This is a genomic window from Pseudomonas capeferrum, assembly GCF_000731675.1.
GTDB lineage: Bacteria > Pseudomonadota > Gammaproteobacteria > Pseudomonadales > Pseudomonadaceae > Aquipseudomonas > Aquipseudomonas capeferrum.
Map to the genome: position 1 here is coordinate 908301 of NZ_JMIT01000003.1, position 11944 is coordinate 920244.

The 11944-nt window shown below is 62.6% G+C and carries 11 protein-coding genes; 10 read left to right on the forward strand and 1 reads right to left on the reverse strand.

The window, feature by feature from the left end; genetic code table 11:
* Positions 1–3 precede the first annotated feature (3 nt).
* The 6 genes from PC358_RS21775 to PC358_RS21800 all read left to right on the forward strand — a co-directional run bounded on the left by PC358_RS21775 (position 4) and on the right by PC358_RS21800 (position 6425).
* Positions 4–714 carry a TraX family protein gene (locus PC358_RS21775; RefSeq protein ID WP_033702606.1) on the forward strand — a complete coding sequence of 237 codons (711 nt, stop codon included), beginning with the start codon at positions 4–6 and terminating at the stop codon, positions 712–714.
* Between the two features lie 11 nt (positions 715–725).
* Positions 726–1265, forward strand: coding sequence for an IncP plasmid survival protein KfrC family protein (locus tag PC358_RS21780; protein ID WP_050506152.1), 540 nt, complete (start codon positions 726–728; stop codon positions 1263–1265).
* A 45-nt stretch (positions 1266–1310) separates the two neighbouring features.
* A complete protein-coding gene (locus PC358_RS21785) occupies positions 1311–3134 on the forward strand; it encodes a type IV secretory system conjugative DNA transfer family protein (protein WP_033702504.1) in 1824 nt (607 codons plus the stop codon).
* Positions 3131–3670 carry a conjugative transfer signal peptidase TraF gene (traF, locus tag PC358_RS21790; protein WP_033702505.1) on the forward strand — a complete coding sequence of 180 codons (540 nt, stop codon included), beginning with the start codon at positions 3131–3133 and terminating at the stop codon, positions 3668–3670. The genes PC358_RS21785 and traF overlap by 4 nt, the downstream gene beginning before the upstream one ends.
* 312 nt (positions 3671–3982) lie before the next feature.
* Positions 3983–4702: a carbonic anhydrase gene (locus PC358_RS21795; RefSeq protein WP_033702506.1), complete on the forward strand. Its 720-nt coding sequence runs from the start codon at positions 3983–3985 to the stop codon at positions 4700–4702.
* Between the two features lie 190 nt (positions 4703–4892).
* Entirely contained in the window at positions 4893–6425 is a 1533-nt protein-coding gene (locus PC358_RS21800) for a SulP family inorganic anion transporter (RefSeq protein WP_033702507.1), read from the forward strand.
* A gap of 131 nt (positions 6426–6556) precedes the next feature.
* On the opposite strand, the gene PC358_RS21805 is transcribed toward PC358_RS21800, so the two are convergent.
* Positions 6557–7198 carry a hypothetical protein gene (locus tag PC358_RS21805; protein ID WP_033702508.1) on the reverse strand — a complete coding sequence of 214 codons (642 nt, stop codon included), beginning with the start codon at positions 7196–7198 and terminating at the stop codon, positions 6557–6559.
* Between the two features lie 368 nt (positions 7199–7566).
* Between PC358_RS21805 and coxB the strand changes: the two genes are divergently transcribed.
* From coxB to PC358_RS21825, 4 genes are read left to right on the forward strand one after another with little or no spacing between them, the layout of a single operon-like run.
* Complete coding sequence (gene coxB / locus PC358_RS21810; protein ID WP_033702509.1) at positions 7567–8694, forward strand: cytochrome c oxidase subunit II; 1128 nt, start codon at positions 7567–7569, stop codon at positions 8692–8694.
* 43 nt (positions 8695–8737) lie between these two features.
* A complete protein-coding gene (gene ctaD, locus PC358_RS21815) occupies positions 8738–10327 on the forward strand; it encodes a cytochrome c oxidase subunit I (RefSeq protein WP_033702510.1) in 1590 nt (529 codons plus the stop codon).
* 10 nt (positions 10328–10337) lie between these two features.
* Complete coding sequence (locus tag PC358_RS21820; protein WP_033702511.1) at positions 10338–10904, forward strand: cytochrome c oxidase assembly protein; 567 nt, start codon at positions 10338–10340, stop codon at positions 10902–10904.
* A 16-nt stretch (positions 10905–10920) separates the two neighbouring features.
* A complete protein-coding gene (locus PC358_RS21825; RefSeq protein WP_033702512.1) occupies positions 10921–11808 on the forward strand; it encodes a cytochrome c oxidase subunit 3 in 888 nt (295 codons plus the stop codon).
* The last annotated feature ends 136 nt before the right edge of the window (positions 11809–11944 follow it).

An 11944-nucleotide genomic window follows, 5' to 3' on the forward strand; every position in this document is an offset into this window, starting at 1 on the left:
TCGATGCCGCGCCTGCAACTTGCCGACGGTACGGTGGAAGCGCTGAAGTGGCTGGCGCTGTTGCTGATGACCGGCGACCACGTGAACAAGTACCTGTTCAATGAGACCTTGCCTTACCTGTTCGAGGCGGGGCGTTTGGCGATGCCGCTGTTCGTGGTCGTGCTGGCGTATAACCTGGCGCGGCCGGGAACATTGGAGAAGGGTGCTTACAGGCGCACTGCGCTGCGCCTGTTTCTGTTCGGAGTTTTGGCGACGCCGCCGTTCATTGCCCTAGGGGGGCTGCTGTACGGCTGGTACCCGTTGAACATTCTCTTCACCCTGCTGGTGATCACCTGGGCGACCGAGGCCTGCGAGCGTGCGACGCGCGGGCAGCCGCTGTGCTGGGGTGTCGCGTTGCTGGTGGTGGTCGTTGGGGGTGCCTGGGTCGAGTTCTGGTGGCCGGCTGTGCTGCTTGGGCTATGCGTGGGTTGGTACGCGCGGCGCCCGAACGTTCTGGCTGCTTTGGGGGGGGGGCTGGCACTTGCGGCGTTAACGCCGATCAACGGCAGTGCCTGGGCGCTCGCCGCGTTGCCGGTGCTGCTGGCTGCCCGCTGGGTCAGGCCTGACCTGCCGCGTTGGCGCTGGCTGTTCTATGCCTATTATCCGCTGCACCTGGGGGCGCTGTGGCTGATCCGCATCCCGATGGCCAAGGCCGGATACCTCTTCCTGATATGAAGCACACGCCCATGAACGACAGCAAACAGGCAAAGCCGCCGCTGGACGATGCCGGGCAGGCATTGGAGGCGCAGGCTCAGGCGCTGGCTGCCGAGCAGACCGCGCTGCTTGACGCCAGCCCAGTGCAAGCGCGCTACAACCAGGCCCTTGGCGAGTACGTCGAACAGAAGGCCGAGCAGGCCGAGGCCTTGGAGCAACGGCTGGAGGCCATGCTGGAACGCCAGCAGGCGCAATTGCAGCAGAATCAGGCCTCGCGCCCGGGCTGGCTGGCCCTGCCTTCCACCCGCGCCGCCTGGGAGCAGGGTAACCAGCGTTGCCAGGCACGGCTGCAGCAACTGCAAGGTCGCCTGGAGCGGGTGCAGGAACTGCACCACGGCATGGGCCTGTATACCCCACGCATCGAGGAGTTGGCGGTACGCCAACTGCGCGCCGAGCAGCCAGAGCTGGCCGAACAGTGGAGCCTGCAGCGTCAGGCCGAGCGAACGCTCACCGAGTCGCAACGGCGTACCCAGGGCCAGGAGACCGGGCGTTCGCGCACGTCCTCGCCATGACCCAGCATCTTCCCTATTCCATCCTTTCGTTCACGGAGCGAACCCATGAAGCATAACAACGCTGTCGGCCCGCAGATCCGCGGCGGCCAGCGCAGTGGCGGCGGCACAGGGCAGGCCATTCTGGCCATTTTCTTCTTGCTTGCTGGCCTGGCGACGGCCACCCAGTACTTCGCCTATCTGTTCAATAACCATGCGGCGTTGGGTGCCAACCTGAATGGCGTATACGCCCCGTGGATGATCCTGGTCTGGGCCGCCAACTGGTCGGATCAGTATCAGGACAGCCTGATGCGCGCCGGCTCCGTGGGCGTCATGGTCAGTGGCGCAGGCATGATGGCGCTGGTGATCATCCGTCTTATCAGCAACAACAGCGCCAAGGCCAACCAGTTCCTCCACGGCTCTGCGCGTTGGGGCGAGCGCAAGGACATCGAGAGCGCCGGCCTGCTGGCCGACGATGGCGTGTACGTGGGCGCCTGGCTGGACAAGCGCAACAAGCTGCATTACCTGCGCCATAACGGCCCGGAGCACATTCTCACCTTCGCCCCGACGCGCAGCGGCAAGGGCGTCGGGCTGGTGATCCCGACTTTGCTGTCGTGGAAGCACAGCGCGGTGATTACCGACCTCAAGGGTGAACTTTGGGCGCTCACCGCTGGCTGGCGACAGCAGCACGCGGGCAATCGGGTGCTGCGTTTCGAGCCGGCCACTGCCAACGGCTGCGTGGGCTGGAACCCGCTGGAAGAAATCCGCCTGGGCACCGAGTTCGAGGTAGGTGATGTACAGAACCTGGCCACGTTGATCGTTGACCCCGACGGCAAGGGCCTTAACGATCACTGGCAGAAGACCTCCCAGGCCATGCTGGTGGGCTGCATCCTGCACCTGTGCTACCGCTCGCAGGATGAGGGCGGTGTCGCCAGCCTGCCGGCACTGGACGCCATGCTCGCCGACCCGTCGCGCCCCATCAGCGAGCTGTGGCAGGAAATGACCCACTACGGCCACCTCGATGGCGAGAACCACCCGCTGGTGGGGTCTGCTGCGCGAGACATGCTTGACCGGCCGGCCGAAGAGGCCGGCTCGGTGCTATCGACCGCCAAATCGTACCTGTCGCTGTTCCGCGACCCGATCGTGGCGCGCAACGTTAGCCGCTCGGAGTTCAAGATCCGTGACCTGATGAACCACGACGACCCCGTCAGCCTGTTCATCATCACCCAGCCTAACGACAAGGCGCGCTTGCGCCCCTTGGTGCGTATTCTGGTGAACATGATCGTGCGCCTGCTGGCCGACAAGATGGACTTCGAGGACGGCCGGCCCAAAGCGCACTACAAGCACCGGCTGCTGATGATGCTCGACGAGTTCCCGAGCCTGGGCAAGCTGGACATCATGCAGGAGTCGCTGGCCTTCGTGGCCGGTTACGGCATCAAGTGCTACCTGATCATCCAGGATTTGTCGCAGTTGCAGGAATTCTACGGGCAGAACGAGAGCATCACTTCCAACTGCCATATCCAGAACGCCTACCCGCCAAACCGGGTGGAGACGGCGGAACACCTGTCCAAGCTCACCGGGCAGACCACCATCGTCAAGGAGCAGGTCACTACCAGCGGGCGACGCTCCAGCGCGTTGCTGGGCCAGGTGTCGCGCACCATCCAGGAAGTGCAGCGGCCATTGCTGACCACCGATGAGGCCCTGCGCATGCCCGGCCCACGCAAGGACGGCCAGGGCAATATCCAGGAAGCCGGCGACATGGTGGTGTATTGCGCGGGCTACCCGGCGTTCTATGGCAAGCAACCGCTGTACTTCCAGGACCCGGTATTCCTGGCCCGCGCCAAGGTGCCGGCACCGCGTGAGAGTGATCGCACCATCGAGTTGCCGGCATGAAACGGCCGTTGAGCGTGGCCGCTGTCGTGGCCATTCTGGCGTTTTGCGCAGTTTCATTGATGTTGTATGCCGGCGCCCGGCTGAACGTCACCAGCAGTTTCCCACCGGGCATCTACTGGGTGGTCGACAAGGCCCCGGCAAAAGGTGACCTGGTGCTGTTCTGCCCGCCGCAGCAGGCAGTGTTCCAGCTGGCGCACGAGCGCGGCTACCTCCCCGGGGGAACTTGCCCTGGGGGATACATGCACTTGCTCAAGCGGTTGGCTGCAGTGCCGGGTGACGAGGTGCAGATCAGTGCTGAAGGTGTCAGGGTCAATGGGCAATTGCAGGTGCGCAGCCAGCCGTTGCAGCAGGACCCCCGTGGCCGAAGCATGCCGCATCCGCAGTCGGCACCGTTCCGGCTGGGCAGCGCAGAGGTGCTGATGCTCTCCGATTACAGCCGCCTGTCGTTCGATGGCCGCTATTTCGGGGCAGTGCCGCAAGCGCAATTGGGTGAGGTGGTCGAGCCTTGGCTGGTGTGGCGGAAAACGCCTTTGTAATTGTGGTGATGAGTGGGGCTGCCGCGCGGCCCCTTCAGCTAACCCTAGTACCACTAATCCAAGTGAATAATCACAGTAATAGTACTAGGCAACTGATGTTTTTTTGCTATTATTCAGACCCCGCCTTATCTATCTGGAACGCCTGTTCTAGAGCCTCCGAATTAAGTTTCAGTTAAGTTTTCCCCGTTAGCGTAGGCAATCAGTCAACGAAGACTGTGATTTGTGGCCTGTGCGTGTCATCTAAATCCCTGCATAGCCAGAATCTTTCACCGGTAAAATGGACTTACCTACACACCGCCAAGAGGATGAATCATGCCCGTCAAGGACCCATCCAAGGTCGCTCCGGATGTACCCGCCGAGGGCGCCGATGCCGCTCTGAAGCACATCGTCGACGGCTTCCTGCGCTTTCATCATGACGTCTTCCCCGAGCAGCAAGAGCTGTTCAAGAAGCTCGCCACCGCGCAAACGCCACGCGCGATGTTCATCACCTGCGCCGACTCGCGTATCGTCCCCGAGCTGATTACCCAAAGCTCGCCCGGCGACCTGTTCGTGACCCGTAACGTCGGTAACGTAGTGCCCCCGTATGGCCAGATGAACGGCGGCGTTTCCAGCGCCATCGAATACGCCGTACTGGCTTTGGGCGTGCACCACATCATTGTCTGCGGCCACTCCGACTGCGGCGCGATGCGTGCGGTACTCAACCCGCAATCGCTGACCAAGATGCCGACCGTTTCCGCCTGGCTGCGCCACGCTGAAGTGGCACGCACCGTGGTCGAGAACAACTGCTCTTGCGGCAGCGAGCACGAGACCATGCAGGTGCTGACCAAGGAAAACGTCATCGCCCAGCTGCATCACCTGCGCACGCATCCATCGGTTGCCTCGCGCCTGGCGGCCGGTGAGCTGTACATCCACGGTTGGGTCTACGACATCGAGACCAGCAAGATCGAAGCCTATGATGCTGCCAGCGACAGCTTCCTGCCCCTGGCGGCAGGCGAGCCGGTGCCCTGCGCTACTCCGAGAGGCCGCTACTAAGCGACCCTGACACCGTCAAAACCTTGATAGCCGGCTGCACCCTCTGGGGTGTGGCGCGGCCTTCGGCTGCCTTGAAATCCCTGACTGCCCTGCCGGCATGCTCGCTGGCGGCCCGCGCCTGCGCGCCTTTCAGGGGCCAACGTGCCCACGGCCAGAGGAATGGCCGTGCAACAGAAAATGGAGAAACAGGGTGAACATTACACAGTTGAAAGCGGCCTTGCCGCGAGAGTTGTTAGCGTCGGTGGTGGTATTTCTGGTTGCCCTGCCCTTGTGCATGGGCATCGCCATCGCATCGGGCATGCCGCCCGCCAAAGGCCTGATCACCGGCATCATCGGCGGGCTGGTGGTGGGCTTTCTGGCGGGTTCGCCGCTGCAGGTCAGTGGCCCGGCCGCGGGCCTGGCGGTGCTGGTGTTCGAGCTGGTGCGCCAGCACGGCGTGGCCATGCTCGGGCCGATCCTGCTGCTGGCCGGGCTGCTGCAGTTGTTGGCCGGGCGCTTTCGCCTGGGCTGCTGGTTCCGCGTCACTGCACCGGCAGTGGTGTACGGCATGCTGGCGGGTATCGGCGTGCTGATCGTGTTGTCACAGGTGCATGTGATGTTCGACACATCGCCGCAGCCTTCGGGCCTGCAGAACCTATTGGCGTTTCCTTCGACGCTGGCGGCTGCCCTGCCGATGGAAAGCGCAGGCGCGGGCTGGCAAGCCGGTGCGCTTGGCCTGGGCACCATTGCGGTGATGTGGGGCTGGGAGCGCTTGCGGCCACAGAAGCTGCGCTTTATCCCCGGTGCCTTGCTGGGCGTGGCGGCAATGACGGCCATCAGCATGTGGCTGGCCCTGCCGGTGAATCGGGTGCAGGTACCGGCAGACCTTTCCGAGGCCATCGACTGGATCCGCCTGGATGACCTGATGAAACTGGCCGACCCTACCCTGCTGGTAGCTGCATTCGCCCTGGCCTTCATCGCCAGTGCCGAGACCTTGCTGTCGGCTGCCGCGGTTGACCGCATGCACAGCGGCCAGCGCTCGGACTTCGACCGTGAGCTGTCGGCCCAGGGCATCGGCAACATGCTCTGCGGTGTGCTGGGCGCCTTGCCGATGACCGGGGTGATCGTGCGCAGTTCGGCGAATGTCCAGGCCGGCGCACAAACCCGTGCCTCGGCGATCTTCCACGGCCTGTGGCTGTTGGCGTTCGTCGTGGTGTTGAGCAGCGTGCTGCAGCAGATCCCGGTGGCCAGCCTGGCGGGCGTGTTGGTATTTACCGGCGTCAAGCTGGTGGACTTCAAGGCGTTTCGTGGGTTGGGCAGGTACGGCCGGATGCCGATGTTCACCTATGCAGCGACCGCCTTGGCGATCATTTTTACCGACCTGCTGACCGGCGTGCTGCTGGGCTTTGCCTTGACCCTGCTGAAGCTGGCGTTCAAGGCGGCGCGGCTGAAGATCAACCTGGTGAGCCTGGCCAAGCCTGGGCACATGGAATTGCGCCTGAGTGGCGCAGCAACCTTCCTCAAGGTGCCGGCATTGACCCAGGTGCTGGATACGGTGCCGGCGGGGACCACCTTGCATGTGCCGTTGGGCAACCTCAGCTACATCGACCACTCGTGCCTGGAACTGCTTGAGGACTGGAGCCGCAGCAATGCAGCCAATGGCTCGCGGTTGCTGATCGAGCAGCGGCGGTTGAAGCGGCGCATCGAGGGGCGCTTGCGGACGACGGCGGGGGTGGGCGCTTAGTATTCAGCTGTTGTTTTGCCTGAGCGGGCCTCTTCGCGGGGCAAGCCCGCTCCCACAGTGGGTAGCAATCCACCTTGTGGGAGCGGGCTTGCCCCGCGAAGAGGCCAGATCAGACTGCATCAATGCTGGATTCAGGCCGGCTGGCCCAGCTCCACACCCAGCTGGCGCGACAGGCATGGCCAACGTTTCCAGGCAGCGCCCGTCTCGGCGCTGCACAAGGTATCGCGATAGGCCTCTACCGATTCCTTGGCAAAGCTCGCTTCATTGAGCATTTCGTCAACCGAATGGTGCACCACTTCATCGAGCTGGTTGGCGAACGTCTCGCCGATCAGCTGATGGGCAATCAGGTTGGCCATGGTGGTATCGAACGGAATCAGCGGCTGCTTGAAGTGCTGGATATACAGGTCGTTGACCTCTTCCACCAGGCGATGCGCCAGGTACGCTTCATCCAGCAGGCAGTCCAGGCCCACGTGCCCTTGCATCACGCTGGGCGGCTGCATGAAATAAGCTTCGGCAATTTTCAGCACCGGCTTGATCTGCGATTCGATGCCTGCTTCGCGGGCCACCTCGTGGGCAGCCTCCAGCAGCTCTGGAACCTGGTCGATGTAGGCGCTGACGAAACGCGCCAAAGTACCCTGGGCGTCCTGCTCAGGCAGGTGGATCGAAGGGTGCAAATGCGGCAGTTGTTGCTCGAGGCGCGCTTTCAGTTGGTTGGTCTGGCGCTCGTGTTGATGGGCTTGGCTAATCTGCTCGCGTACAGCAGCGATGTTCATGACAACTCCAGGGACATTACGTTTCAAACGGAAGACACTAAATTAGCTCGGTATACAGAATACCTAAGACGCATTTGTTATAACCCGCGCAAACGTGTGCACGCTGTGGCATATCGGAATGCCATTATTGGGCCACATCCTATCAAGCACGCGGCTTTCAAGGCATTCGGCAAATTCATGAAGTTCATTTCACTGGTGTCATTGCGTGCCATTGGTCGCTGTCTATACTCCCGTTGAACGTGATTCGTTGATGAGGCCCGACTGCTTTTGCAGGGGCTCGGTCGTCGAAGCCAGGCAGTCTTGACCGCCGTTCCCTCTTGCCGCAGGCCACGCCTCCGGGACAACAAGAATTAGAAGGGGAACCCGCAATGATGCGACATCCACCTGTCTGGATGGGCCTCCTGTTGTGGACAGTTTTCGGTCAGGCCAACGCCGCCTGGACCGTGAACATGGCGCCAGGGGCGACGGAAGTCTCCAACGCCGTCTTCGACCTGCACATGACCATTTTCTGGATCTGCGTGATCATCGGCATCGTGGTGTTTGGCGCGATGTTCTGGTCCATGGTCGTGCACCGCCGTTCGACCGGCCAGCAAGCTGCGCATTTTCACGAGCACACCTGGGTCGAAATCATGTGGACCGTGGTGCCGTTCCTGATTCTGGTGGCCATGGCCATCCCCGCCACCAAGACCCTGATCGACATCTACGACGCCAGTGAATCGGACATCGACATACAGGTCACCGGCTACCAGTGGAAGTGGCACTACAAATACCTGGGCCAGGACGTGGAGTTTTTCAGCAACCTGGCCACCCCCGCCGACCAGATCCATAACAAGGCCCCCAAGGACGAGCACTACCTGCTCGAAGTCGACCAGCCGCTGGTGCTGCCGGTGGGTGCGAAAGTGCGCTTTCTGGTGACCGCCGCCGACGTGATCCATTCCTGGTGGGTGCCGGCCTTCGCGGTCAAGCGTGATGCCATCCCCGGCTTCGTCAACGAGGCCTGGACGCGTATCGAGAAACCCGGCATCTACCGCGGCCAGTGCACCGAGCTGTGTGGCAAGGACCACGGCTTCATGCCGGTGGTGGTCGAGGTCAAGTCCAAGGCCGACTACGACACCTGGCTCGGCGAGCGCCAGGCCGAGGCCGCCAAGCTCAAGGAGCTGACCAGCAAGGAGTGGACCCTCGAAGAGCTGGTCGAGCGTGGCGACAAGGTCTACCACACCACCTGCGTGGCCTGTCACCAGGCCGAAGGCCAGGGCCTGCCGCCGATGTTCCCTGCACTCAAGGGCTCGAAAATCGCTACCGGGCCGAAGGAAGACCACCTCGGCATCGTCTTCCACGGCAAGCCCGGCACGGCCATGGCCGCGTTCGGCAAGCAGCTCTCGGAAGTGGATATCGCCGCCGTGGTCACCTACGAGCGCAACGCCTGGGGCAATAACAAGGGCGACATGGTCACGCCGAAGGATGTGCTGGCGCTCAAGCAGGCAGAAGCGCAATGAACCGGGTTACTCGCGGCAATCAATGGATTGCAGGAGACAGGACATGAGTGCAGTGATCGACGACCACGGCCACGGCCATGAGCACGCCCACGGCCCGGCCAAGGGCCTGATGCGCTGGGTGCTGACCACCAACCACAAGGACATCGGCACGATGTACCTGTGGTTCGCCTTCATCATGTTCCTGCTCGGTGGCTCGTTCGCCATGGTGATCCGCGCCGAGCTGTTCCAGCCCGGGCTGCAGATCGTCGAGCCTGCGTTCTTCAACCAGATGACCACCATGCATGGGCTGATCATGGTGTTCGGCGCCGTGATGCCGGCGTTCGTCGGCCTGGCCAACTGGATGATCCCGCTGATGATCGGCGCGCCAGACATGGCCCTGCCACGGATGAACAACTTCAGCTTCTGGTTGCTGCCGGCGGCCTTCCTGCTGCTGGTCTCGACCCTGTTCAGCCCCGGCGGCGGGCCCAACTTCGGCTGGACGTTCTACGCCCCGCTGTCGACCACCTATGCCCCGGCCAGCGTGACCTTCTTCATCTTTGCCATCCACCTGATGGGCATCAGTTCGATCATGGGCGCGATCAACGTGATCGCCACCATCCTCAACCTGCGTGCGCCGGGCATGACCTTGATGAAAATGCCGCTGTTCGTCTGGACCTGGCTGATCACCGCGTTCCTGCTGATTGCGGTGATGCCGGTACTGGCCGGCGTGGTGACCATGATGCTGATGGACATCCACTTCGGCACCAGCTTCTTCAGCGCCGCCGGCGGTGGCGACCCGGTGCTGTTCCAGCATGTGTTCTGGTTCTTCGGCCACCCCGAGGTGTACATCATGATCCTGCCGGCGTTCGGCGCGGTCAGCTCGATCATCCCGGCGTTCTCGCGCAAGCCGCTGTTTGGCTACACCTCGATGGTGTATGCCACCGGGGCGATCGCCTTCCTGTCGTTCATCGTCTGGGCGCACCACATGTTCGTGGTCGGTATCCCGGTGGTGGGCGAGCTGTTCTTCATGTATGCCACCATGCTCATCGCCGTGCCCACCGGGGTGAAGGTGTTCAACTGGGTCAGCACCATGTGGGAAGGGTCGCTGACCTTCGAAACGCCGATGCTGTTCGCCATCGCCTTCGTCATCCTGTTCACCATCGGCGGTTTCTCGGGGTTGATGCTGGCCATCGCGCCCGCGGACTTCCAGTACCACGACACTTACTTCGTGGTCGCGCACTTCCACTACGTGCTGGTGCCCGGGGCGATCTTCGGCATCTTCGCCTCGGCCTACTACTGGCTGCCGAAATGGACCGGGCACATGTATGACGAAACCCTCGGCAAGCTGCACTTCTGGCTGTCGTTCATCGGCATGAACATGGCCTTCTTCCCCATGCACTTCGTCGGCCTGGCGGGCATGCCGCGGCGCATTCCGGACTACAACCTGCAGTTCGCCGATTTCAACATGGTCTCCTCGATCGGCGCCTTCATGTTCGGCGCCACGCAGATCTTCTTCCTGTTCATCGTCATCAAGTGCATCCGTGGCGGTGCTCCAGCGCCGGCAAAACCCTGGGATGGCGCCGAAGGCCTGGAGTGGTCGGTCCCCTCGCCTGCGCCTTACCACACCTTCCAGACCCCACCGGACGTGAAGTAGAGGAGCGCCCATGAACGGCCTGTCGCTCAAACGCCTGGTCTTGCGCCTGCTGATGCTGACGGTGGTGATGTTCGCCTTCGGTTTCGCCCTGGTGCCGATCTATGACGTGATGTGCAAGGCCTTCGGCATCAATGGCAAGACCGGCGGCCAGTACGAGGGCAGCCAGGTCAGCGACCCCTCGCGCTCGGTGCGGGTGCAGTTCATGTCGACCAACGCCAGTGACATGGTCTGGGACTTCTACTCCACGGCCGACCAGATCGACGTGAACCCCGGTGCGGTCAACCAGATGATCTTCGTGGCGCGCAACCCGACCGACCGGCCCATGAGCGCCCAGGCGATACCCAGCATCACCCCGGCCGAGGCCGCGGCGTATTTCCACAAGACCGAGTGCTTCTGCTTTACCCAGCAGGTGCTGCAGCCCGGCGAACGTATCGAGATGCCGGTGCGCTTCATCGTTGACCGCGACCTGCCGGCCAACGTGAAGCACCTGACACTGGCCTACACCTTGTTCGACATCACCGCTCGCCACCCGCCGGTCGCGCATGTTGCGGCCCAGGACGTCCAGGGCGCCCGTTAAGGGAAGGAGAACAGCAATGGCAAGTCATGAGCACTATTACGTTCCGGCGCAGAGCAAGTGGCCGATCATCGCCACCATCGGCATGTTCATCACGGTGTTCGGCCTGGGTACCTGGTTCAACGACATGAAGGCCGGGCACCCCGACTCGCATGGGCCGCTGATCTTCTTCGTCGGTGCGTTGTTCCTGGCCTACATGCTGTTCGGCTGGTTTGGCGCGGTGGTGAAAGAGAGCCGCGCCGGGCTGTACAGCGCGCAGCTGGACCGCTCGTTCCGCTGGGGCATGAGCTGGTTCATCTTCTCGGAAGTGATGTTCTTCCTGGCCTTCTTCGGTGCGCTGTTCTACGTGCGGGTGCTGGCCGGGCCTTGGCTCGGTGGCGAAGGTGCCAAGGGCGTCGCGCACATGCTGTGGCCGACGTTCGAATTCACCTGGCCGCTGTTGCATACCCCGGACCCGAAACTGTTCCCGCCGCCCAAGGAAGTCATCGACCCTTGGCACCTGCCGCTGATCAACACCATTTTGCTGGTCAGTTCGAGCGTGACCATCACGATTGCCCACCACGCCCTGCGGCGTGACCACCGTGGGCCGCTGAAGCTGTGGATGGCGCTGACCATCGTGCTGGGCCTGAGCTTCATCGCACTGCAGGCCTTCGAGTACCACGAGGCCTATACCGAGCTGGGGCTGACGCTGGGGTCGGGGATCTACGGCGCGACCTTCTTCATGCTCACCGGCTTCCATGGTGCCCACGTGACCTTGGGCACGATCATTCTGATCGTCATGTTCGTGCGCATCCTGCGCGGGCATTTCAATGCCGACAAGCACTTCGGCTTCGAAGCGGCCAGCTGGTACTGGCACTTCGTCGATGTGGTGTGGGTCGGGCTGTTCATCTTTGTGTACGTGCTTTGAAACCTGGCCTGCAACTGCTTTGTGTAGGAGCGGCCTTGCGTCGCGAAAGGGCAGCGAAGCGGCCCCGGCGATTTATGTCACCACACAAAACCTGGGGCCGCTTCGCGCCCCTTTCGCGACGCAAGGCCGCTCCAAC